Consider the following 22,721-nt stretch of genomic DNA (forward strand, 5'->3'; position numbering starts at 1 on the left):
CTCCGCCTCCAGAAGGCTCGGGTGCCAGGTGGCGACCGGTTGGCGAGCCCGGGGTGTCAGGCTAACAAGTAGTGACGGCGCGGCCGGCAGGGGTCGCGTCGAGAGGCAGGAGGCTCCTTCCCGTGTACGACGTGGTGCTGCTCACCCTGGGCTCGGAGCGGGACGCTCCCGGCGGGGGCTGCGGCGATGGCGGTGCCTGCTGCTCCGGCGCCGGCGAGGCCGCCCCGGAGAAGACCGGGGAGCGCTGCGAGACGCCGCGCGTGCCGGTGCTGGCCTGCGCGGAGGCGCTCACCGCCCGGGGCGCGCGGGTGGAGACGGTCACCGCCCGCTCGGACGCCGAGATCGACGAGGTGCTGGCCCGGCTCGACGCCCCGCCCCGCCCCGACGGCCTGACCTGGCCGGACCCGGACGGCAAGACCCGCCTGATCGTCGCCACCGCCAGCGACGCGCAGTTGCGCGCCGTCGTGCGCCGGCTGGTCCGGCGGTACGCCCCACCGCCCAGCCGTCGCCCCGCCGACCTGGCCGGCAACCGTACGGTGCCGGACCTGCCCACGATCGGCGTACTCCCGCTCGATCCGGCCCGCAGCGGCGGGCAGCGTGACCTGGCCGCGCAGCTCGGGCTGCCCCGGGATCCGGCGGCGGTGGCCGCCGCGGTGCTGGACGGCACCGCCCGCCGGCTCGACCTGCTGCGCAACGACGGCGGCTCGGTGACCCTGGACGGCGCGTTGCTCGGCGCCGCCGACGACCAGGGCCGCCCGCTGCACTGGCGCGGCCGGGTCGAGGTGGACGACGCGGTGCTCAGCGACGGCGAGGACCCGATCCTGGCCTGCGCCATCGGCAACGCCGGCGGGTACGCCCAGCTGGACGGGCTGCCGCTGCTGGCCGGCCCGGACCCGACCGACGGGGTGGTCGAGGTGGCGGTGGCCGTCCCCGTGGTCACCCGGTCCGCGTTGGGCCGGAAGAAGATCCGCTTCGAGGTCCGCCGGGCTCGGGGGCGCGCCGTGGCCGTCATCCCCCGCGACGAGAAGGTGCCCTTCCTCGACGACGGCGCCGAGGGCGAGCTGAGCCGCAAGCGGTCCTGGTGGACCGAGCCGGGCGCCTGGGCGGTCTGGACGAGCTGACTCACCGGCTCCGCTACCGTCCGTGACCGGATCGGGACGGCCTATCCTCAACGGGAGGAATGGGGGGAACCGTGGTGGACGAGAACGCCGACCGGGGCCAGCCGCCCGGCCAGCAGCCGGTGCCGGAGCGGGACATCGAGCCGCTCTGGCCGCCCGACGCCGCGCATCCGGGCACGCCCGGGCCGGCCTGGGTAGCCCACCCGTCCGCGGCCTACCCGTCCCTGAGCGCGGAGGTCGGCGACCGCCTCGCCCCGGCCGCCCCCGGCTGGGACGCCGTCCACCCGAGCGACCACGGGCTCCCGGACGGCAACGGTCGCTCGGGCGGCCCGAACGGCGGCCTCCCGGCGCACGACGGCCTCGCCGCCGGGCCGAGCCATCCCGGCTACCACGACGGCAGCGACCGCCCCGCCGGGCCGGGCGACCCGCACGGCGGCCTCGCGGCGCACGACGGCCTCGCCGCCACGCCCGGCCACCCCGGCTACTACTACGACGGCGGCGGCGGTTCCGCCACCGGCACGCCGAGCGGCGACCTCAGTGGCGGGAGTGGGGCTGACGGCGGACGGCCCGGCGTACCGGGCGGCACCACCCCGGCGCCCGACGCGACCGCCCAGCCCAGGGCGGTGGAGCACGCCGTGCCGGCGCCCCGGCCGGGGCAGGCCGCCCCGGTCGACCTCGACCTGCCGTTCACCCTGGACCCGGCGATCCCGCAGCCCGCTCCGGGCGCCCCCGAGACGGGCGGCACGGCCGGCGCCGCGCCGCACGGCCCGGGGCAGGGGCAGCCGCCGGCCTTTCCGCCGGCTCCCCGGCAGCCGGCCGGCCCGGCCGACCACCAAAGCCCGGCCGGGACGGCCGTCGGACCCGCCTGGGGCGGGCCGGCCGCCGAGCCGGGCGGGTCGGGCGCCGCGTACGGGACTCCGGTCGTACCCGTGGAGACGCCGGCGGCGGCTGGCGGACCGGGATCGGGGGAGTCCCCGTGGGCGCAGCCGCCGCAGCGCGCCTCGGCCGGCGCGGCGGAGGCGGTCGGCACCGCGGCGGTCCCCGGTGAGCCGGACCCTCCGGCGCCCGCGCCCCCGAAGCTGGGACCGTTCCCGCCCTCGCCGGGCACGCCGCTGGCCCCGCCCGCGCCCGACCCGACGACCGGCTACCCACCGGGCCCGACGCTGACCGTGCCGCCCCCGCACGCCAGCCCGCCGGCCCACCCGCACGCCGGCCCGCCGCCGGGCACGCCCGCCCCGGGCCCGGCGCAGCCGGTCGCCGGTTGGTACGGGCCGTCCTGGCAGCAGGGCACCCCGCCCGCCGGGATGCCGCGGCAGCCGCGGCCGGAGCAGCCCGCCCCGACGCCGGCCGGCTACCCGGAGCCGGCGTGGGCGCCAGAGGTCGGGGTCCCGCCGACGGCGGAGGACTTCGCCCGCCGCCGCCAGGTGCGCCCGGCGGACCCGGTCGCCACCACGGGGTTGCGCGCGGTGGTCAACCGGATGGGTCTGGTGAAGCTCCCGCCGGGGCGGCACGAGCAGGAGCTGCGCCGGGACATCGAGATGGTGCGCCGCAACTTCGGCGGGCTGCGTCAGGTGACCGTGGTCAACCCGAAGGGCGGCGCCGGCAAGACGGTGGCCATCCTGCTGCTGGCGATGACCTTCGGGCAGAAGCGCGGCGGGTACGTGCTGGCCTGGGACAACAACGAGACCCAGGGCACCCTCGGCATGCGGGCGCAGCAGGACTTCCACTCACGGACGGTCCGGGACATGCTGCGGGACCTGGGGCAGTTCCAGGGCGCGCACGGCCGGGTCGGTGACCTGTCGCAGTACGTCCGCTCGCAGGGCGAGGGGATGTTCGACGTGCTCGCCTCGGACGAGTCGGCCACCGGCGGCGAGATGCTGACCGCGGCGGCGTTCGCCGAGATCCGCGAGGTGGTGAGCCGGTTCTACAAGCTGATCTTCGTGGACACCGGGAACAACGTCCGGGCCCAGAACTGGCAGGCCGCGATGGACGCCACCGACCAACTGGTGGTCACCATGTCGGCGCGGAACGACTCGGCGGAGACCGCCGCCCGGATGCTGGACCATCTCGAGCAGAGCGGCCGGCACCGGCTGGTCCGGCAGGCGGTGACGGTGGTGTCGATGCCGCCGTCCCGCAAGGAGATCGACCTGCCGGCGATCCAGGAGCACTTCGCCGCCCGCACCCGGGCGGTGCTGCTCGCCCCGTACGAGCGTCTGATCGACACCGGGGAGCCGATCCGGTACGGCGGGCTCTCCTCGGCCACCCGGGACGCCTGGCTGAAGATCGCCGCGGCGGTCGCCGAGGGGCTCTGAGCCGGTACGACGAGCCGGCCCGGGCAACTGCCCGGGCCGGCCGTCGCGCGGGTCAGCTGCCGGCGAGGGCGTCCCAGGCGGCCGGGTCGCAGTCGCGCAGGAACTGGGCGCAGCGGGCCGCCTCGTCGGCCTCGCCGATCTCCCCGGCGGCCCGGGACAGCACGTACAGGCAGCGCAGGAAGCCCCGGTTGGGGGTGTGCGACCAGGGCACCGGGCCGTGTCCCTTCCAGCCGCTGCGGCGCAGCTGGTCCAGGCCCCGGTGGTATCCGGTGCGGGCGTACGCGTACGCCGTGATGATCTGACCGGCGTCGAAGGACCGGGTCGCCAGCGCCGCCCAGGCCGCGCTGTGGGTCGGGAAACGGGCCGCGACCTCGGCGTACGCCTCGTCGGTGCCCGCCTGATCGGCGTCGGCCAGGGCGGCGTCGGCCTCCTCGTGGGCGGGCAGGAAGGTAGCCGGTGGCTCAGGCAACAGGTTCTGCATCGCCCCATTCAACCCGCTTCGCCCCGCGACACGCGAGGGGGTCCGGCCGGCACGCTGGCTGAACGGTGGAGGCATTCGTCACGCCTGCGGCTCAAGGTCCCGGGCCCCGCGGCCCATGCCGCCGCGAGGTGACTTCCGTTACAACTGTTGGTCCGGAGCCTCCCCAGGACCGGATCACGCAGGAGCCCGACGGTTTCGACCGCCGGGCTCCTGTCCGTTCCGGGCCGGCGCGAGCGGGGCCGGGAGGGGTTTGGGCGGTTGCCCGGTGCGGGCAGGATGGCCTGGTGCCGACCCCACCTCCCGCGGACGTCATCGCGCCGCACGACACCCACCCCGACGAGATCGAGACCCGCGCGGACTTCGACCGGCGGCTGGCCACCGGCAGTCTCGCCGGGCTGACCGTGCAGGGGCTGCGCCTCGACCTCGAACCCGTTCCCGACCTGACCGGCACGGTGGTCACCGGCACCCTCTTCGTGGGCTGCCGGTTCGCCTCCCGGGAGGTCGGCGCCGACCTGGTGCGGCGCGGGGCGAACGTGGTGCCGCCCTTCTCCGGCCTGCCGTACCCCACTCAGCCGTCGCACCTCTACACCCCGGAGGAGCTCGCCGCCGGCTTCGCCGAGGGCGGGTTCGCCGGGATGTACGACACCCGGGTGTACGAGCACTTCCGGGCGCACGGCGGCGCGCTGCCGGACGTCCGGGAGGCGCTCGGCCAGCGCCTGCACGACCACGGCGTGGACAACGCCCTGGTCGACGCCACCCGTACCTGGCTGGCGACGCACGGCCCGCAGTCGGTGGTGGGGGTGATGGGCGGGCACGCGGTGCCGCGCGGCAGCGTGCCGTACCGGATGGCGGCGGTGCTCGGCTGGGAGCTGGCCCGGGCCGACCGGCTGGTGGTGACCGGTGGCGGCCCCGGGGTGATGGAGGCGGCCAACCTGGGCGCCTTCCTGGCGACCTGGCCGGCCGAGGAGCTGACCGCGGCGATCGACCTGCTCGCCACGGCGCCCGACTTCACCGACCACGACCGGTACACGGCGGCGGCGCTGACGGTCCGCGAGCGGTACGCGGCCGGACCGGCCGCGCCGCGGCGCACGCCGGGTCTGGACTGGGCCCGCTCGGGTGGGCTGGCCATCCCCACCTGGCTGTACGGGCACGAACCGGCGAACCTCTTCGCCGGCAAGATCGCGAAGTACTTCTCCAACGCCATCCGCGAGGACACCATCCTGCGACTGTCCCGGGGCGGGATCGTCTTCGCCCCCGGCCGGGCCGGCACCGTCCAGGAGGTGTTCCAGGCGGCGACGAAGACCTACTACGGCACCGACGGGGCGAGCGGGGCCTACGTCTTCCTGGACCGGGCGTACTGGACCACCGAGCTGCCGATCGAGTCGCTGCTGCGGCCGCTCTTCGCCGCGTCCCCGTTCGGGGACCTCTCGGCCACCGTGCACCTGACCGACGACGTGCGGGAGGCCGTCCAGGTGCTCACCGCCAGCGCCTGACACGCCGACGGCCGGCTCCCCGGTCGGGGAGCCGGCCGTCGGGCCGCACGGGTGACTACTTCATCCGGGTGCCGGTCGAGCGGAGGTGCTCGCAGGCCTCCACGACGCGGGCGGCGAGACCGGCCTCGGCCAGCTTGCCCCAGGTCCGCGGGTCGTACTGCTTCTTGTTGCCGACCTCGCCGTCGACCTTCAGCACGCCGTCGAAGTTGCGGAACATGTGCTCGGCCACCGGCCGGGTGAAGGCGTACTGGGTGTCGGTGTCGATGTTCATCTTCACCACGCCGTAGTCCAGCGCCTCACGGATCTCCGACAGCAGCGAGCCGGAGCCGCCGTGGAAGACCAGGCTGAGCGGCTTGTCCTTGCCGTACTTGGCGCCGACCGCCTCCTGGATCTGGTTGAGGATCTCCGGCCGGAGCTTGACGTTGCCCGGCTTGTAGACGCCGTGCACGTTGCCGAAGGTCAGCGCCGCCATGTAGCGGCCCTTCTCGCCCAGGCCCAGCGCCTCGACCATGGCCAGGCCGTCCTCGACGGTGGTGTAGAGCTTGTCGTTGATGGCGTTCTCGACGCCGTCCTCCTCGCCACCGACCACGCCGACCTCGATCTCGAGGACGATCTTGCCCTTGGCGGCCTCGTCGAGGAGCTGCGCGGCGATCTGCAGGTTCTCCGCCACCGGCACGGCCGAACCGTCCCACATGTGCGACTGGAACAGCGGCTCCTCGCCGCGCTTCACCCGCTCCTGCGAGATCGCCATCAGCGGCCGGACGAACTTGTCCAGCTTCTCCTGCGGGCAGTGGTCGGTGTGCAGGGCGATGTTGACCGGGTACTTCTTGGCGACCTCGTGCGCGTACGCGGCGAACGCGACCGCGCCGGTGACCATGTCCTTGACCGACGGTCCGGAGAGGTACTCGGCACCGCCGGTGGACACCTGGATGATGCCGTCGCTCTCCGCGTCGGCGAAGCCCTTCAGCGCCGCGTTCAGGGTCTGCGAGGAGGTCACGTTGATCGCGGGGTACGCGTACCGGCCAGCCTTGGCACGGTCCAGCATCTCCGCGTAAGCCTCGGGGGAAGCGATGGGCATGTCGAACGCTCCTTACTTACCGCTCTCGGCCGAGCCGGCCGTTGTCTTCCATCGGGTGCGCCGGACCGCGCTGTCCACCGCCGGCAGTATCCCGTAGGGAGTGGCCCCGGGCACAACCGCCTCCCCTCACCGGTCCGCCAGGTGGTCCGGTACGACCACGCTGATCAGCCAGCTCACCACCGCCATCACGATGGCTCCCCAGAAGGCGGCGCCGAAACCGTCCACCCGGAACGGCAGGTCCAACCCGCGGGCGATCCAGTCGGTCAGCAGGAACAGCAGGGCGTTCACCACCAGCGCGAAGAGGCCCAGCGTGAGCAGGTAGAACACGCAGCCGACCACCTTGATGACCGGCTTGAGCACCGCGTTCACCACGCCGAAGATCAGCGCCACCACGAGCAGGGTGAGTGCGGTGTCGGCGCCGCCGCGACCGGTGACGTCGACCCCGGGCACGATCAGCGTGGTGACCCACAGCGCGACCGCGGTGATCGCCAAGCGGATCAGGAAGCCCACGCCCCTCATCCTGGCACCGGCGGGCTCCCCCGGTGGGACGATCCACCGACTCCGCATCCCGCGCCCACCGGGCGACGGCCCCGCCCAGCCCGTACGGTGTGGGTGGTAATCCGCCGGAACAGGGAGGGACGATGGGTCAGCCCCACGAGGACTTCACCCCGAGCGACCACCTCAGCCCGGAGGAGCGCGATCCGGAGGCCGAGCCGGCCGACGCGTTCGAGCAGTCCGTGGTCGCCGGCCCCAGCGACGGCGACGCCGAGCCGCGCCGCGGCCTGGAGGTCGACGACTGGGACGCGATGGAGCAGGCCCGGGTGGTCACCGCGGACGAGGACGACTACCGCTGAGGTGCCAGCGGCGTCACCCGGTCCGGATTCGCCGCCGCCCACTCGTCCAGCCGGTCCTCCCGTAGCGCGGCCAGGAAGGCCGGCGCGGCCCGCCGGTCGAGCAGCGACGTCCCCCAGCGCTCCCGGTCCTCGACGGTCGGCAGGGCCACGCCGACCGGGTCGGCCGCCGACGCCGCCCCGGCCAGCGCGAGCAGGTCCGGCAGCGAGCGCCCACCGGTGTCGACGGTCAGGTCCGCACCGATGCCGGCGAGCAGGCGACCGAGCGCCGCGGGGTTGGTGCGGAGTTCCCGCTCGTCCAGTCGCCGCAGCAGCCCGGCGAGGTAGCGCTGCACGTTGCGTTCCCGGTCGCGGGCACCGTTGGGCAGGTCGCGGCGCTGCCGGAGCAGGTCGACCGCGCCCGCGCCGTCGAGCCGCTGACAACCGGCGGGGAACGTGCGCCGGGTGTGCGTCGAGCGGATCACCCCGGGCAGGCAGACCTCCACCCCGCCGACGCCGTCGGTGAGCTTGCGCAGCGCCGGGTACGTCAGCGCGGAACCGGCGTCGATCGGCACGCCGGTCACCCCGGTGATGGTCCGCTCGGTCAGCTCGTAGCCGCGCCGCAGGTCGGGCCGCGGCTCCCCGGCGCCCTGCTGGAACGCGGTGTTCAGCTTCTCCGTGCCGTGGCCGGGGACCTCCACCAGCAGGTCGCGCGGCAACGAGACCAGCCAGAGGCGGCTCCGGTCCGCCGGGACGTGCACCAGCAGCACCGCGTCCGCCCGGCGGGCCGGGACCGGGTCGATGCCGGGAGTCGGGCCCGCCGCACGCGTCGGCGTGCCGTCCAGGCCGAGCAGCAGCACGTTCAGCGCCTCGCCCCGGGCGCCGGGGTCACCCGTCAGGTTCCCCGTGGGGGTGCGCTCGCCCGCCACCGGTACGACCTGGGGCACCGCGACACCCAGCAGGCCGAGCACGGCCAACGCCGCGCCGCCCGCCCGGAGCCGGTTACGGCGCCGGCGACGCCGGGTGGCGATCCGGTCGATGGCCGCCCGCAGCGGCCCGAGCGGCGGAATGGACGGCTCCTGCCGGGCGAAGGCGGCCCGCAGTTCTTCCTCGGTCATCAGCAGACCTCCACATGTTCGGCGCGCAGCGTGGCGAGGGCTCGGGAGATGGAGGAGCGGACGGTGCCGACGGCGCAGCCGAGGATCTCGGCGATCTCGGCGTCCGGGAGGTCCTCGTAGTAGCGCAGCACCAGGGTGGCCCGCTGTCGGCGGGGCAGGCGGGCCAGCCAGGACCGGACCTGGTCCCGCTCCACCGTGTCCTGGGCGTGGTCGGTGGCGAGGGGTACGGACTCCTCCGGGTCGCCACGCAGCAGCACCCGGCGCATCCACGAGCCGCGCCGCCAGTCGACGTACTGGTTGGTGAGCATCCGGCGGACGTACCGCTCCGGGGAGTCCGCGCGGGCCACCCGCCGCCAGTTCAACTGGACCCGCACCATGGTGTCCTGCACCAGATCCTGCGCCTGGTGCGGATCGCCGGTCAGCATGACCGCGTACCGCAGCAGCGCGGCCAGCCGTAGGTCGGCGAACTCCTCGTACGTCACTGCACCTCCCGGTTTCCTGCCCCTGATGACGGAGGCGGACAGCCGGAACGTTGCGCTGGTTCCGGTCAGCCGTTCGGCTCCTTTCCTCCGCCGCCGGCCGGTCGGGGCAGCGCCCGGCCTTGAGGGTTCCTTAAGCTCCGCAGGCTCCACCTGGACATCCCCCATGGGAGGAACCCGGTAATGCTCAAGCACTCCACCCGGCGCTGGCTCGCCGGGCTGGGCGTCGCAGGCGCGTTCGTCGCCGCCTCCGCCACCCCCGCGTACGCGGCCGATCCCCTGGTGATCGTCGCCTGGGACACCCTGATCGCACCGAACCACAGCACGTACAACTTCATCGCCCCGTACATCGAGGGCGAGGGTGAGCTGGCGAAGGCGACGCTGGACCTCGACCTGTCCGAGGTCGACGACATCGCCACCTTCGAGCTGGCCACCGCGCTCTGGGAGTGCGCCCCCGCACAGCAGAAGACCCTGCACTGCGAGTCGCTGCCGAACGAGTGGGGCGTCGCCAGCCTCGACTACTACCTGACCGCGAAGTCGGACGCGAAGCCCGGCCAGAAGGCCGAGCTGGGGATCAAGGCGACCGGGGGCGGCCAGACCGCCACCCGCAGCGTGACGGTCACCATCGCCGAGGGCGTCGACCTCCAGTCCGACCCGGAGGTCAGCCTCGACGCCGCGCCGGGCGAGACCGCCGGCCTGACCGGCGACGTGGTCCGCAACTCCGGCGACAACCCCGCCCGCGGCGTGGTGCTGCGCCTGCAGAACGACAACCTCAGCCCGTACGTCGGCAACTTCAGCAACTGCGAGTACATCGAGTACCTCGCCACCATCTGCACCTTCGACACCGAGCTCGAGCCGAACAAGAGCTACCGGCTCTCCGAGAAGCTCCCGGTGAAGCTCGACAAGGGCGCTCGCACCGGCATCGAGCTGGAGAACTACGTCGACTGGTGGACCAAGGACGACTGGGCGCTCGTCGTCAGCGACCCGGACTTCCCGCTCCCGCCCGGCAAACCCGGCACCGGCGAGAAGCTGACCCTGGTCGAGGAGCCCCCGGCCCGGCAGGCGTCCGTCCCGCAGACCGACGTGGACCAGTGGAACAACTTCACCGTGGTCGACGTCAAGGTCGGCGGGGACAACCCGGCCGACCTGGCCGCCGTCGGCAGCACCAACAGCGGCAAGGTGGGCGACAAGGTCAAGGTGACCGCCGGCTGGACCAACCTGGGTCCGGCCACCGTGGACGCCTGGCGGCTGGCCGGGCCGATCGTGACCGTGGAGATCCCCAAGGGCACCGAGGCGATCGAGGTCTCCGAGGAGTGCGCCCCGTACGACAAGGACGACAAGGACGCGTGGGACCCGTGGGAGCACGGCGGTGAGCCGGGCGCCGACCTGTACGGCTGCCTCGCCGCCGGGGACCCGGAGGCGGGCGTCAGCGGCTCGTACCCGTTCGTCCTGCGGATCGACGAGCTGACCGGAGAGACCTCCGGCAAGGTGGTCACCCACCTGGACGCCGACCCGAAGGCGGAGAACAACGAGGCCGCGGTCGTCATCAAGCGCGGCACCGGCAACCCGGGCACGCCGACCCCCGGCACGCCGACCCCCGGCGCGCCGGGCGAGGGTGGCGGTGACGGCGGCACCCTGCCGATCACCGGTGACTCCACCGCGCTGGTCGCCGGCGTCGGCGCCGTGCTGCTCGCGGCCGGCGGGGCCGGCTACCTGGCGGCCCGCCGCCGCGGGACCCGCTTCGTGGCCTGATCTCCCCACCACACCACCCGGTGCCCCGTCGACCACCCGGTCGGCGGGGCACCGTCCTGTCCACCCCGGGGAGCAGCCGGACCGTCCGCCCGAAAACCGGACGACGCAAGATCGAAGTCCCTGACACCATGGGCGGGTGCTGCTCACCCTGACCACCACCCACCGGCCGGCGACCGACCTCGGGTACCTGCTGGTCAAGCACCCCGATCGGGTGCACGCCTTCGACCTGCCCGCGGGCGCCGCGCACATGTTCTACCCGGAGGCGGCCGAGGACCGCTGCACCGCCGCCCTGCTGGTCGAGGTCGACCCGCAGCGACTCGGCGCGGGTCGGGGGCGCGGGCGGCAGCAGACCGCCACCCCGGAAAGCTTCACCCTCGGGCAGTACGTCAACGACCGGGCGTACGCCGCGTCCAGCCTGCTCTCCTCGGCGCTGTCCACGGTGTTCCGCTCGGCCCTGCGCGGGGTGTCCCGGGACCGGCCGGAGCTGGCCGCCACCGCGATCCCGCTGGAGGTGCGGGTGCCGGTGCTGCGCTGCCGGGGCGGCGCCGACCTGGCCACCCGGATGTTCGCCCCGCTCGGCTGGACGGTCACCGCCACCCCGATCGCCCTCGACGAGCGGCACCCCGACTGGGGCGACAGCCGCTACGTGGACCTGCTGCTCACCGGCACCGTCCGGGTCGCCGACGCGCTCAACCACCTGTACGTCCTGCTGCCGGTACTCGACGACGCCAAGCACTACTGGGTGGCCCCGGACGAGATCGACAAGCTGCTCCGGGCCGGCGCGGGCTGGCTCGCGGACCACCCGGACAAGGCATTGATCACCCGGCGTTACCTGGCGCACCGGCGTGCCCTGGCCGGTCAGGCCCTGGCCCGCCTGGCGGAGCTGACGGACGATCCGCCGGCCGACGACAGCGTCGTGGCGGAGCCGGCCGAGGCCGTCGAACCCCGCCGGGCGTCCCTGGCGGCACGACGTCGTGAGGCGGTGCTCGCCGCCTTGGCGGCCAGCGGCGCGACCCGGGTGCTGGACCTGGGCTGTGGCGGGGGCGCGCTGCTCACCGCGCTGGTCGCCGACCGGCGCTACACCGAGGTCGTCGGCACCGATGTCGCCGACCACGCGCTGGCCCTGGCCGCCCGCCGGCTGCGGCTGGACCGGTTGCCGCAGCGGCAGCGCGACCGGGTCCGGCTCTGGCAGTCCGCGCTGACCTACCGGGACGACCGGCTGCGCGGTTACGACGCGGCGGTGCTGATGGAAGTGATCGAGCACCTCGACCCGCCCCGGCTGCCGGCGCTGGCGGACGCGGTCTTCGGCCACGCCCGGCCGGGCACGGTCGTGGTGACCACTCCGAACGTGGAGTACAACGTCCGCTACGAGGGGCTGCCGGCCGGGCGGTTCCGGCACGCCGACCACCGGTTCGAGTGGACCCGCGCCGAGTTCGCCGACTGGGTCGGCGAGGTGGCGGCCACCTACGGCTACACCGCCACCATCGGCGGGATCGGCGACGACGACCCGGAGGTCGGCGCCCCCACCCAGCTCGCCGTGTTCACCGCCGCCGGGCCGGCAGCCGGCGGGCAGGCCAGCACCGGGCGGGACACCCGGCAGGAGGAGCAGCGATGACCACTCTCGAACTTCCCGAGCTGGCCCTGGTGGCGCTGGTCGGGGTCTCCGGCTCCGGCAAGTCCACCTTCGCCCGCCGGCACTTCGCGCCCAGCCAGGTGCTCTCCTCGGACATGTTCCGGGCGATGGTGGCCGACGACGAGAACGACCAGTCGGCCTCCGCGGACGCCTTCGAGGCGCTGCACCACGTCGCCGCCACCCGGCTGCGGCGCGGCCGGCTGACCGTGGTGGACGCGACGAACCTCCAGCCGCACGCCCGGGCCGGACTGGTGCGGGTGGCCCGCGAGCACGACGTGCTGCCGGTGGCGATCGTGCTGGACGTGCCGGAGGCGCTGGCCTGGGAGCGTACCGAGGCGCGGGCCGACCGGACCTTCGGCCGGCAGGTGCTGGCCCGGATGCAGCGCGACCTGCGCCGGACCTACGGGCAGCTGGCCCGCGAGGGCTTCCGGAAGGTGCACGTGCTGCGCGGCGCGGAGGAGATCGACGCCGCCGAGATCCGCTACGAGCGGCTCTACAACGACCGGCGGGAGCTGACCGGGCCCTTCGACATCGTCGGGGACGTGCACGGCTGCCGGGAGGAGCTGGAGGCGCTGCTGCTCCAACTGGGCTGGGCACTGCGCCGCGACGACGCGGGCCGCCCGGTGGACGCGGTGCACCCGGCTGGTCGTACCGCGGTCTTCGTGGGTGACCTGGTGGACCGCGGCCCGGACTCCCCCGGCGTGCTCCGCCTGGTGATGGGCATGGTGGCGGCCGGGCACGCGATCTGCGTGCCCGGCAACCACGAGCAGAAGCTGCTGCGCAAGCTGCGCGGCCGGGACGTGCGGCTCACCCACGGCCTGGCCGAGACGATGGCGCAGCTGGAGTCGGAGTCCCCGGACTTCGTCGCGGAGGTCGCGAGCTTCGTCGACGGCCTGGTCAGCCACTTCGTGCTGGACGGCGGCCGGCTGGTGGTCGCGCACGCCGGGCTCAAGGAGGCCTACCAGGGCCGCGCGTCCGGCCGGGTCCGCGCGTTCGCGCTCTTCGGGGAGACCACCGGCGAGACCGACGAGTACGGCCTGCCGGTCCGCTACCCGTGGGCGCGCGACTACCGGGGCTCGGCCATGGTCGTGTACGGCCACACCCCCACCCCGGTGCCGGAGTGGGTCAACAACACCATCTGCGTCGACACCGGCTGCGTCTTCGGCGGGCGGCTCACCGCGCTGCGCTACCCGGAGAAGGAGCTGGTCAGCGTCCCGGCGGTCAAGGAGTGGTACGCCCCGGCGCGTCCGCTGGTCGACGCCCCGGTCCGGCCGGACACGGTGCTGGACCTGGCCGACGTGACCGGCCGCCGGCACATCCAGCACGCGTACGGGACGCTGACCGTGCCGGCGGAGAACGCCGCCGCCGCGCTGGAGGTGATGAGCCGGTTCGCGGTCGACCCGGGCCGGCTGGTGTGGCTGCCGCCCACCATGGCGCCCTGCTCCACCTCGACCGTCGAGGGCTTCCTGGAACACCCGGCGCAGGCGTTCGAGGACTACCGGTCCGCCGGCGTCGAGCGGGTGGTGTGCGAGGAGAAGCACATGGGCTCGCGGGCGGTGGTGCTGGTCGAGCGGGAGGAGACCGGCGGGCCGTACGGCGGCGGGGTGGTGCACACCCGGACCGGGCGGCCGTTCTTCGGCGCGCCGCTCGACGGGGAGCTGCTGTCCCGGGTCCGGGCGGCGGTCACCGCCGCGGGGCTCTGGGCGGAGCTGGGCACCGACACGCTGCTGCTCGACTGTGAGCTGCTGCCCTGGTCGGCGAAGGCGGGCGGGTTGATCCGCGAGCAGTACGCCAGCGTCGGCGCGGCCGGGCGGGCGGCGCTGCCGGCGGTGCTGGACACCCTGGACGCCGCCGTGGCGCGCGGGCTGCCGGTCGGTGACCTGCGGGCCCGGATGGCCGACCGGCAGTCCGAGGTGGCCGGTTACTCGGCGGCCTACCGGGCGTACGTCGCGCCGACCGACGGGCTGCGCGGGGTGACCCTGGCGCCGTTCGCGGTGCTGGCCGGCGCCGGGGTGAGCTTCGTCGAGCGGGACCACGGCTGGCACCTGGACCTGGCCGACCGGCTCTGCGCGGCCGACCCGGAGTTCTTCACCCCGACCCGGCGGCAGGTCGTCGACCTGGCCGACGAGCGGGCGGTGGCGGCGGCCACCGACTGGTGGCTGGCGCTCACCGGTGCCGGCGGCGAGGGCATGGTGGTCAAGCCGTACGCCGGGCCGGCGGCCCGCTCGACCCGGGGCTCGCTGCTCCAGCCGGGCATCAAGTGCCGGGGTCGGGAGTACCTGCGGATCATCTACGGCCCCGGCTACACCGACCCCGGTCAGCTGGCGGCCCTGCGTCGCCGTTCGCTGGGCCGCAAGCGCGGCCTGGCGCTGCGCGAACACGCCCTCGGCCTGGCGGCCCTGGACGCCTTCGCGGAGCACGCCCCCCTCTGGCGGCGGCACGAACTGGTCTTCGCCATCCTCGCCTGCGAATCCGAACCCACCGACCCCCGTCTCTGACCCCCGCCCGCGCCGATCTCGCCGGTGCGCCCCGACAAATCCCCGCAGAAGCCGTTGTCCGGGGCGCGACACCGCGAGATCGGCGGGGGAAGGGCGGGTGGGGCGGGGCGGAATGGGGTGGGTGGGTAATCTGTGTGGCCGTGGACACAGGTGAGAAGAGTCGGGTCGTCGTCGAGACGGTCGCGCTGAATCCGCTCGACCCCAAGGAGCTGTTGCAGACCTTCGGGCTGATCGGCGTCTGGGTGATCCTCTTCGCCGAGACCGGTCTGCTGGTCGGTTTCTTCTTCCCCGGCGACTCGCTGCTGTTCCTGGCCGGGGTCGCCGCCTCGCCGGTGGCGGACGCGATCTTCGGCAACGGCACCCGGCTCTCGCTGATCGGGCTGCTGATCGGTGGTCCGATCTGCGCGATCGTCGGCGCCCAGCTCGGGCACTGGCTCGGCTCCAAGTACGGCCGGCGGATGTTCGACCGCCCCAACTCCCGCCTCTTCAAGAAGGAGTACGTGGAGAAGGCGGAGTTCTACTTCCAGAAGTTCGGCCCGGCGAAGGCCGTGGTGCTGGCCCGGTTCATCCCGATCGTGCGGACCTTCCTGAACCCGGTGGCGGGCGTGCTCGGCATGCCGGCCAAGCAGTTCTTCCTGTGGAACGTGATCGGCGCGATCCTCTGGGTCGACGGCATCCTCCTGATCGGCTACCTGCTCGCCGAGCAGATCTACAGCGCCATCGGCGACAAGATCGACCGGTACATCCTGCCGGTGGTCGCCCTGATCATCGTGATCTCGGTGCTGCCGATCTTCTTCGAGTTCCTGCGCGACCGGAAGGCCCGCAAGCGGGGCGAAGCCGTCGCGGTGGTCGCCGCGGCGAGCGCGGCCGGCGCCGTGGAGGCGGTCCGGGAGGCCATCGAGCACCATCACCACCACGAGCAGCCGCAGCAGCCCTACCAGCAGCACCCGTACCAGCAGCACTCGCCGCAGGACCGCGGGCGGTACCCGGACCAGGGCCACGGTCGCTGACCACCTCGTACGACGAACGGCCGGCCCCGGAAGGGACCGGCCGTTCTTCGTGTACTCCACCGGGAACCCGGTGGTGGATCAGCGAGCTGAGTGGTGACGGACAGCCGTCACCGCCCGATGACGCCACCCCTGGTACGCCACCGGACGTCGCCCCGACCCGGGACGACGCACGGACACCGGGTCAGCGGGCCTTCTTGGTGGCCCGCTTGCGCGGCGGGGTGAGCAGGTCCGCGATCGTGGCGATCGCGGACGGCACCAGCCGGTAGTAGGCCCACACACCGCGCTTCTCCCGCTCCAGCAAGCCGGCCTCGGTGAGGATACGCAGGTGGTGGCTGACCGTCGGCTGCGAGAGGCCGAGGGGTGCGGTCAGGTCACAGACGCACGCCTCGCCCTCGGGGGCCGACTGGATCAGGCTGAGCAGCCGCAGCCGGGCGGGGTCGGCGAGGGCCTTGAGGACCCCCGCCAGCCGCTCGGCGTCGGCACGTTCGATCGGCTCGCCGGCAAGCGGCGAGATCTGAGGCATGGTCATTTCAGCCAACGCAGTTCCCACGTATTCCATCCTTCCACCAGCAGCATCGATCCGCCTGCATATCAGCAGATCTGAATCGGCAAATTTTCACGCCACAAGGCCGAGGTCAGCCAGCGTGTAGGCCGCCCGATACGGGAGTCCGGCGGCTCGTACGGCGTCCCCGGCTCCTCGATCAACAATAACCGCCACACCCGCGACCTCCGCCCCGGCCTCACGAAGCGCCTCGACCGCGGTCAGCACACTGCCCCCCGTCGTCGAGGTGTCCTCCACCGCGAGTACCCGCCGGCCGGCCACCTCAGGCCCCTCGATCCGCCGCTGCAGACCGTGCGCCTTGCCGGCCTTACGAACCACGAAAGCGTCCAACGGTCGTTCCGTCTCCGCCGCGGCGTGCAGCATCGACACCGCGATCGGGTCGGCGCCGAGGGTCAACCCGCCCACGGCGTCGTAGTCCCAGTCGGCGGTCAACTCCCGCATCACCCGGCCGACCAGCGGCGCGGCCCGGTGATGGAGCGTGACGCGACGCAGATCGACGTACCAGTCCGCTTCGCGCCCCGAGGAGAGCACCACCCGTCCATGGACCACAGCCAGGTCAGTGATGAATTTACGCAGGTCGTCGTGGTCCCCCATGACGGTAGAGGTTACTGCGCGAGTCTGTGCGCCGTCTGCGGGGCCCACCCGGGTCAGCCTCGCGGGCGACCGATGGCTGGCGATGGACGGCTACGCTGCGCGATCAGCCGCCGGTTCGCGGTCCGCGCCGTCCCCTCCGGAGGCCCGGCCCCGTCGATGTCGCCGGGGTCAGCCGTCGGCCGGGTCGATCCGCCCGCGCCGGTCCCGGTACGCCGCCCGCAGCAGCCGCCGCGGCGCGTACCGCAGGCCGGCAGCGGCCAGTTTGTACTTCCAGTCCGGGACGCTGACCGCGCGGCCTTTCCGCAGGTCACGTAGGGCCTCGGCGACCACATCGTCGGCCCGCAGCCACATCCAGCGCGGCGTGCCGGACATGTCGATGCCGTTGCGCTCGTGATAGCCGGTGCGGGTGTAGCCGGGGCAGAGCGCCATCACCCGTACCCCGAACGGGCGCACCGACTGGTCCACCGATTCGCTGAAGCTGGTGACCCACGCCTTGCTGGCCGGGTACGTCGAGCCGGGCATGACCGGCGCGAAACCCGCAACCGAAGAGACATTTATCACTGCCCCGTCGCGCCGCGCCGTCATCGGGCCGAGCGCGGCCTGGGTCAACCGCAGCACCGCGTGCACGTTGAGCCGGAGCAGCCGCGCCTCGTCCTCGGCCGTCGACCGCAGGAACGGCTGGTTGAGGCTGACGCCGGCATTGTTGACCAGGAGCCGCACCGGGGCGCCCGCGGTGAGCCGCCGCTCCACGGCCGCGCATCCGTCGTCGGTGGACAGGTCCGCCGCGATGGTCCCCACCCGCCGGCCGTGCCGTCCGGTCAGCTCGGCGGCGACCTCGGCGAGCCGGGCCGCGTCGCGCGCCACCAGCACCAGGTCCCAGCCCTCGGCGGCGAGCCGTCGGGCGAACGCCTCCCCGATGCCGGCGGTGGCACCCGTGATCAGCGCCCACCGCTCGGTGGCCGGGGATTCGGTCGTCAACGGGCCCTCCTCAGTGGGGCGGCGGCGGGTTCTGCGGCGACGGGGAGGGACCGTACGGGAGCGCGCTGGGCGGAACCGGACCGTGCGGCGGGACCTGCGGGGGCGGACCGGACGGGACCGGCTGACGTCGACCGAACCAGGCGCTCGCCGCGGGCAGGGCCAGCAGCACGGCCACCACAAGGTAGCCGAGGGCCTGGCCCACCGAAAGCCCCGCGTTCACCGGGATCCACCACCCCGGGTACGCCTCGTCGAGCAGCCCGAGCAGTTCGGCGGTGGCCGGCTCGTCGCCGCCCAGCCGCAGCGGGGTGCTCCGCTGGCCGACCAGCAAGGCCAACGCGGAACAGCCGCAGAGCAGGCCCAGCCCGCAGACCACCCAGGCGCCCACCCGGGCGCCCCGACTCCCGGCCGCCACCCCGGCGGCCAGCCCGACCAGCAGCAGCCCGACCAGGACGGTCACCACCGCTGAGCCGATCGTGGTGGCCTTCAGCAGGGTGACCACCCCGTCGACCTGGTCCGGGGTCGCGCCGGTGCCGGCCGCCCCCGACCGCAGGCGGTCCACCGTCCCGTCCAGGCCCAGCAGCGCCGCGACGGCGTACCCCCCGGCGGCGAGCGCCATCAGCACCAGCACCGCCGCCGCCAGGGTGACCGCGACGGGCCGGCGTGACGGCGCCTGTTCCGGGTACGACACGGCGATTCCCTCCGGTAGGCGTCGGCTTGCAACCTACTCGGAGGGAATCGTCGGCGTCGTCGCTACGCGCCCGTGGACGTTCCGGAGATCAGTCCGACCTGCCGCCGGAGGGCGACGGGTCCGAGCCTCCGGAGGACGACGGGCCGTCCGAGCCCCCGGTGGCCGGCGGGTTGTCCGGTGCGCCGGCCGAGGGCGAGGCGTCCGGAGCGGACGGACTCTGCCACTGCGACTGTGGGCCGGGCGCGGCCGGGTGGCCGGGCTGGCCCGGCTGCGGGTAGCCGGCCTGCGGGTAGCCGGGCGCGGGCGGGTAGCCGCTCTGCGGGTAGCCGGGGGTGGCCGGGTAGCCGGCACCCGGGGGCGGCGGCTCCCAGGCCTGCTGCGGCTTGCGGAAGAACTCGTTCGACTTCGGCAGCGCCAGCAGGATCAGCGCGGCGATCAGGGCGAGCAGCCCGAGCACCCCGAGCAGCGTGGTGACCGGGCCGAACCAGGACGGCAGCGCGGCGTTCAGGCTGCGCTCGATCTCCTCACCCGTCGGGGCGTCCCCGCCGCCCCCACCGGTGGAGCCACCGACGGCACCCGTGGCTCCACTGATCAGGTTGCCGCCGACGCAGCAGACGAGGATGCCGCCGAGCACCCAGGTGGTGATCCGGGTGCCGTTGCGACCGCGGTTGTTGAAGACCGACAGAACCACCAGCGCCAGCGCGAGGACGAACACGAGCGCGGCGACCAGGATGACGAAGCCGGCGGCGACGGTGCCGACGCCCTCGGTGTCCCCCGTGGTCCCCGCGAAGGCGTCGTCGAACGCCCGACGGATCTTGCCACTGACGGCGATCGCCATGATCAGGGCGATCAGCTGGGTGATGGCGAAGAGAAATAGCAGGTAGCTGGACGTGGTGACGGTGGACGGCCTGGCCCGGGCCGGGGTGCTCTGGGGATCGACCATGATTCTCCCTCCCTTGATCGAGCTCCACCGTATCGATTCCCGCCCACCTCGGCTCGGCACGCGCCGGCCCTCAGTCCATCGGCCGCACCAGCCGCCGGTGTTCCGCGGTGACCACCGCCAGCAGAAACAGGTCCACCCCGAGCACGGCCACCGCGCCGAACTGGTTGACCGTGAAGTTGAAGATCTGCCCGAACAGCAGGTCGACCAGGAGGGCCAGTTTGAACAGCCGGAACGCGCCGAGCCGGTCCCGGCGCAGCCGCAGCGCCCCCCGGATGCTCAGCACGGCCGTGATCAGGGCGGCGACCGAGGTGCCGAGCACCGCCCCCCATTCCCGCTGCTGGTCCAGCTCGCCGGTCACGGTGTCGAGCAGCACGGCGGCCACGGTGAACACCGGCTCCACCACCAGGTACACCACCACCGGCCAGACCAGCCAGGGGTGCCCGGTCAGCCAGGCCACCAGCCGCCGGGACGCGGCCGCCCAACGCTTCCAGAAGCGCACCGGCGGCGGCTCGCGCCGAGGCACCGCGTCGAGCAGCCGGACCACCGCCGCCTCGGTGACCGGCCCCGAACCCCGGACCAGCCGCAGCACCGTCGCCCGCCGCCGGTCGGTGAGCCCGCCGGGCACCCCGGCGAGGATCAGGTCCAGCGCGTTCGCGGTCCGCTCGTCCGGGTTCAGCATCGTCCGGCCCCGGACCGCCTGGGTGAGCACCACCAGCATCGCGAACGCGCCGTAGATGATCCCGGCGGCCGGCGCGTAGAAGTAGTCGGTCCGGGTGCTGACGAACTTGCCCACCTCGTCGATGAAGAGCCCGAACCCGACGCCGCCCACGATCGCGCCGGCCATCCGGGGGCCGCCGCCGAGGAAGACCAGCGCGATGCCGAGACCGACGGTCATCAGCAGCCCGCCCCAGAGCACGTGCGCGATGTGCAGGCCGCCCCCGCCCAACTGCGGATAGCCGGTGGCCTGCAGGTAAGCCCGGACGGCCAGCACGGTGACCACCCCGGAGAGCACGAAGGCCTGGAGGTACGCCGCGGCGTCCACCGCCCGGGTCGGCACCCGGCGGCGCAGCCAGCCGAGACCCGGCCGGAGGCGGCGGAGGCGCGACGACCGGGACGGCATGCCACCGACGCTAGTGGCCGCACCACTTCGTCCGGGCGTACTCGGGCACCCTGGGCTGCGACAACGTGGCGGCAGGTCCGGGGGCGTCGACGCGGACCCGGCGCGGTCAGGCCTGCGGGCGGACCGTCACCTCGGAGCGGTGCAGCCGCTCACCCCGGGCCACCTCCCAGCCGGCCTCTCCGTACGCCTCGAAGGCGAGCCGGGCCCCGTCCTGGGCCCGGTAGTCGTGGTAGCGGACGGTGCCGGTGGGGTCGAGACCGGTGGTGCCGGTGGCCGAGTAGCGGGCCTGGCCGGACTCCTCCCAGGAGTAGCTGCGGCCGGCGAAGTCGATGGTGGGGGCGCCCGGGGTGACGGTCGCGCCCGGTTCCGCGTCCCAGAGGACCAGTTCCAGGTCGGGGCGCTGCTCGACGGAGAGCCTGCGCCGGGCTCCACCCGGGTCGTCGAGCAGGTGCTCGACCCAGCTCCACGCCCCTTCGACCAGGTGCACCGAGCCACAGATCGCGTACGGGACCTGGCGGATCTCCACGATGTCGCCGGGCTTCAGGCCGCGCGGATCACCCCACGGCGCGTCGGTGTCCCGGAACGGGTCGCCGGGAGCCGGCGGCCGGGTCTGCTTCGTCCCGCGCCGGAGGACGACCACCGCGATCGCCAACCCGACGACCCCGATCAGGCATCCCACCGCCGTCACCAGCAACGCCACCGACCCGTCCACCCGACCGCCTCCCACATGCGTCGGCGGAGACGGTAACAACCCCCCGCGCACCCGGCGACAGCGACGCGGTGTCGAGTGAGGGATCAGCTACCTGCCGTGGGCGTACCGGGCGGGGGCGGAGCCGGCCCGTCCGGCGCGGCCGGCGGCGGGACGGCGTGCGCGGCCGGGTCGGGACAGATCATGTAACCGGGCGGCAACAGGTAGGGGGCGGGGGCGGATGGCGCCAACGGCGGGCGCGGCGCGGTGGCGGACGCCGGCACGAACCAGCGGTGGACCGCCGGCAGCGCCAGCAGCACCACCGCGGCGAGGGTGAGGGCGAAGACCAGCATCGCGCCCAGCCCGCCGACGGCGAAGAAGACGTCCTCCGCCGGGTCGGGACCGGTGCCGTAGAGGGTCTGGAGGAACTTCGACTCCTCCGCGGTGAACTCGGCGGGCACGCCCTCCTCCCAGTCCTCCGGCGGTCCGCCCAGGGTGAAGAGGAACGGGAGCATCAACCCGGCGAAGCAGCACTGGCCGAGCAGCAGCAGCAGTTGGCAGCCGCCGGCCACGAAGACCACGATCCGGGCGGTGTTGCTGCCCCGCCGTACGCTCCGGGCGGTGGACCCGAGCAGGGCCGCGAGGAGCAGCAGGGGCACCCCGATCACGCAGGACATCACGATGTTGCCGAACCGTTCGCTGTCGACCTCGGCCGGATCGGCGTCCGGCACCAGCCGCGCCGCGCGGTCGATCGCGGCGTTCCAGTCGACCGCCTGCCAGATCACCACGCCGATCAGCACCAGCAGGAGCACGGTGGCGGCGAGCTGCAGCCAGAAGGCCACGGTGACCGGGGTGGGGCGGGCTGGGCGGGCCGTCGGCGCGACGGCGTCCTGCGTCATGGCCGGGAACCTACGCGACGGGTGCAACGTCCCGTTGTCCCGTGGTGGACGGCTCAGGACCGACCGGAGAGCCGGTCGGCGGCGTACTCGCCCAGCGTGGCGGTGCCCATCACGCAGCCGGTGAAGGTGGTGAACTCGCCCCGGTCGTCGCGCAGCGCCGTCCAGGCGTCCCGGGCAGCCTCCGGGTCGACCCGTTCCAGCAGGGTGGCCGCGTACGCGCGACCGGCCGGGGAGGCGTGCTCCAGCAGCCAGCCGACCTTCTTCCGGGCCTCGCCCGGGTGCTCGTCGAGCGCCCGCTCGACCTGCCGGTACGCCTCGGTCACCGGCAGCACCTGCGACGCGATCCCCACTCCACCGAACGCCAGGGTGTCCGCCCTCGCGAGCTCCCTGACCGCCGCGTCCAACTCCCGGTCCCGCTTCCCCATCCCGAACATGCCCTCATCCTTT

Annotated in this window: 22 protein-coding genes; 8 read left to right on the top strand and 14 right to left on the bottom strand. The window is 74.0% G+C overall.

All coding sequences use genetic code 11. The features are described 5' to 3' along the window. The first annotated feature begins 122 nt into the window (after positions 1 to 122). Both AC5L3Z_RS10945 and AC5L3Z_RS10950 read left to right on the top strand, forming a co-directional pair. On the top strand, positions 123 to 1,121 hold the full coding sequence (locus tag AC5L3Z_RS10945; protein WP_494841440.1) for a diacylglycerol kinase family protein: 999 nt from the start codon (positions 123 to 125) through the stop codon (positions 1,119 to 1,121). A gap of 74 nt (positions 1,122 to 1,195) precedes the next feature. Further along, a complete protein-coding gene (locus tag AC5L3Z_RS10950) occupies positions 1,196 to 3,430 on the top strand; it encodes a MinD/ParA family ATP-binding protein (RefSeq protein ID WP_494841441.1) in 2,235 nt (744 codons plus the stop codon). 52 nt (positions 3,431 to 3,482) lie between these two features. On the opposite strand, the gene AC5L3Z_RS10955 is transcribed toward AC5L3Z_RS10950, so the two are convergent. Continuing rightward, a complete protein-coding gene (locus AC5L3Z_RS10955) occupies positions 3,483 to 3,911 on the bottom strand; it encodes a DUF3151 domain-containing protein (RefSeq protein WP_494841442.1) in 429 nt (142 codons plus the stop codon). A gap of 284 nt (positions 3,912 to 4,195) precedes the next feature. On the opposite strand from AC5L3Z_RS10955, the gene AC5L3Z_RS10960 reads away from it, so the two are divergent. Beyond that, on the top strand, positions 4,196 to 5,404 hold the full coding sequence (locus AC5L3Z_RS10960) for an LOG family protein (protein ID WP_494841443.1): 1,209 nt from the start codon (positions 4,196 to 4,198) through the stop codon (positions 5,402 to 5,404). Between the two features lie 55 nt (positions 5,405 to 5,459). Here the strand turns inward: AC5L3Z_RS10960 and fbaA are convergent, their stop codons facing one another. After that, complete coding sequence (fbaA, locus tag AC5L3Z_RS10965; protein WP_334524660.1) at positions 5,460 to 6,482, bottom strand: class II fructose-bisphosphate aldolase; 1,023 nt, start codon at positions 6,480 to 6,482, stop codon at positions 5,460 to 5,462. Positions 6,483 to 6,608: 126 nt separating this feature from the next. After that, entirely contained in the window at positions 6,609 to 6,992 is a 384-nt protein-coding gene (locus tag AC5L3Z_RS10970; RefSeq protein WP_334524657.1) for a phage holin family protein, read from the bottom strand. 131 nt (positions 6,993 to 7,123) lie between these two features. Here AC5L3Z_RS10970 and AC5L3Z_RS10975 point away from each other — a divergent pair, with 131 nt between their 5' ends. Beyond that, positions 7,124 to 7,336, top strand: a complete 213-nt coding sequence (locus AC5L3Z_RS10975; protein WP_494841444.1) for a hypothetical protein — start codon at positions 7,124 to 7,126, stop codon at positions 7,334 to 7,336. Here the strand turns inward: AC5L3Z_RS10975 and AC5L3Z_RS10980 are convergent. Further along, complete coding sequence (locus AC5L3Z_RS10980; protein ID WP_494841445.1) at positions 7,327 to 8,430, bottom strand: LCP family protein; 1,104 nt, start codon at positions 8,428 to 8,430, stop codon at positions 7,327 to 7,329. The two genes, AC5L3Z_RS10975 and AC5L3Z_RS10980, sit on opposite strands and share 10 nt — an antisense overlap. Continuing rightward, on the bottom strand, positions 8,430 to 8,912 hold the full coding sequence (locus AC5L3Z_RS10985; RefSeq protein WP_494841446.1) for a SigE family RNA polymerase sigma factor: 483 nt from the start codon (positions 8,910 to 8,912) through the stop codon (positions 8,430 to 8,432). Before AC5L3Z_RS10985 ends, AC5L3Z_RS10980 begins: the two co-directional genes overlap by 1 nt. A gap of 180 nt (positions 8,913 to 9,092) precedes the next feature. Here AC5L3Z_RS10985 and AC5L3Z_RS10990 point away from each other — a divergent pair, with 180 nt between their 5' ends. The 4 genes from AC5L3Z_RS10990 to AC5L3Z_RS11005 all read left to right on the top strand — a co-directional run bounded on the left by AC5L3Z_RS10990 (position 9,093) and on the right by AC5L3Z_RS11005 (position 15,802). Next, positions 9,093 to 10,661 carry an LPXTG cell wall anchor domain-containing protein gene (locus AC5L3Z_RS10990; RefSeq protein ID WP_494841447.1) on the top strand — a complete coding sequence of 523 codons (1,569 nt, stop codon included), beginning with the start codon at positions 9,093 to 9,095 and terminating at the stop codon, positions 10,659 to 10,661. A gap of 136 nt (positions 10,662 to 10,797) precedes the next feature. After that, positions 10,798 to 12,276 carry a 3' terminal RNA ribose 2'-O-methyltransferase Hen1 gene (locus AC5L3Z_RS10995; RefSeq protein ID WP_494841448.1) on the top strand — a complete coding sequence of 493 codons (1,479 nt, stop codon included), beginning with the start codon at positions 10,798 to 10,800 and terminating at the stop codon, positions 12,274 to 12,276. Next, the gene (locus AC5L3Z_RS11000) at positions 12,273 to 14,792 is read left to right on the top strand and encodes a polynucleotide kinase-phosphatase (protein ID WP_494841449.1); all 2,520 of its coding nucleotides are present in this window, start codon (positions 12,273 to 12,275) and stop codon (positions 14,790 to 14,792) included. The genes AC5L3Z_RS10995 and AC5L3Z_RS11000 overlap by 4 nt, the downstream gene beginning before the upstream one ends. A 134-nt stretch (positions 14,793 to 14,926) precedes the next feature. Continuing rightward, entirely contained in the window at positions 14,927 to 15,802 is an 876-nt protein-coding gene (locus AC5L3Z_RS11005) for a DedA family protein (protein WP_494841450.1), read from the top strand. Positions 15,803 to 15,983: 181 nt separating this feature from the next. Here AC5L3Z_RS11005 and AC5L3Z_RS11010 read toward each other — a convergent pair whose 3' ends face one another. The 9 genes from AC5L3Z_RS11010 to AC5L3Z_RS11050 all read right to left on the bottom strand — a co-directional run bounded on the left by AC5L3Z_RS11010 (position 15,984) and on the right by AC5L3Z_RS11050 (position 22,708). Further along, the gene (locus AC5L3Z_RS11010) at positions 15,984 to 16,361 is read right to left on the bottom strand and encodes an ArsR/SmtB family transcription factor (RefSeq protein WP_007454255.1); all 378 of its coding nucleotides are present in this window, start codon (positions 16,359 to 16,361) and stop codon (positions 15,984 to 15,986) included. Between the two features lie 57 nt (positions 16,362 to 16,418). After that, positions 16,419 to 16,958, bottom strand: a complete 540-nt coding sequence (gene pyrE, locus AC5L3Z_RS11015; RefSeq protein ID WP_494841451.1) for an orotate phosphoribosyltransferase — start codon at positions 16,956 to 16,958, stop codon at positions 16,419 to 16,421. Positions 16,959 to 17,126: 168 nt separating this feature from the next. Continuing rightward, on the bottom strand, positions 17,127 to 17,936 hold the full coding sequence (locus AC5L3Z_RS11020) for an SDR family NAD(P)-dependent oxidoreductase (RefSeq protein WP_494841452.1): 810 nt from the start codon (positions 17,934 to 17,936) through the stop codon (positions 17,127 to 17,129). 10 nt (positions 17,937 to 17,946) lie between these two features. Next, the gene (locus AC5L3Z_RS11025) at positions 17,947 to 18,624 is read right to left on the bottom strand and encodes a hypothetical protein (RefSeq protein WP_494841453.1); all 678 of its coding nucleotides are present in this window, start codon (positions 18,622 to 18,624) and stop codon (positions 17,947 to 17,949) included. Positions 18,625 to 18,712: 88 nt separating this feature from the next. Then, positions 18,713 to 19,567: a hypothetical protein gene (locus AC5L3Z_RS11030; RefSeq protein WP_494841454.1), complete on the bottom strand. Its 855-nt coding sequence runs from the start codon at positions 19,565 to 19,567 to the stop codon at positions 18,713 to 18,715. A gap of 70 nt (positions 19,568 to 19,637) precedes the next feature. Further along, the gene (locus AC5L3Z_RS11035) at positions 19,638 to 20,624 is read right to left on the bottom strand and encodes a hypothetical protein (RefSeq protein ID WP_494841691.1); all 987 of its coding nucleotides are present in this window, start codon (positions 20,622 to 20,624) and stop codon (positions 19,638 to 19,640) included. Positions 20,625 to 20,793: 169 nt separating this feature from the next. Then, entirely contained in the window at positions 20,794 to 21,399 is a 606-nt protein-coding gene (locus AC5L3Z_RS11040) for a DUF4178 domain-containing protein (RefSeq protein WP_494841455.1), read from the bottom strand. A gap of 83 nt (positions 21,400 to 21,482) precedes the next feature. After that, positions 21,483 to 22,274: a hypothetical protein gene (locus tag AC5L3Z_RS11045; protein WP_494841456.1), complete on the bottom strand. Its 792-nt coding sequence runs from the start codon at positions 22,272 to 22,274 to the stop codon at positions 21,483 to 21,485. 53 nt (positions 22,275 to 22,327) lie between these two features. Continuing rightward, positions 22,328 to 22,708 (bottom strand): hypothetical protein, encoded by a 381-nt coding sequence (locus AC5L3Z_RS11050; protein WP_494841457.1) that lies wholly within the window; start codon positions 22,706 to 22,708, stop codon positions 22,328 to 22,330. Between the last annotated feature and the right edge of the window lie 13 nt (positions 22,709 to 22,721).

It is taken from the genome of Micromonospora sp. LZ37, from assembly GCF_059359015.1.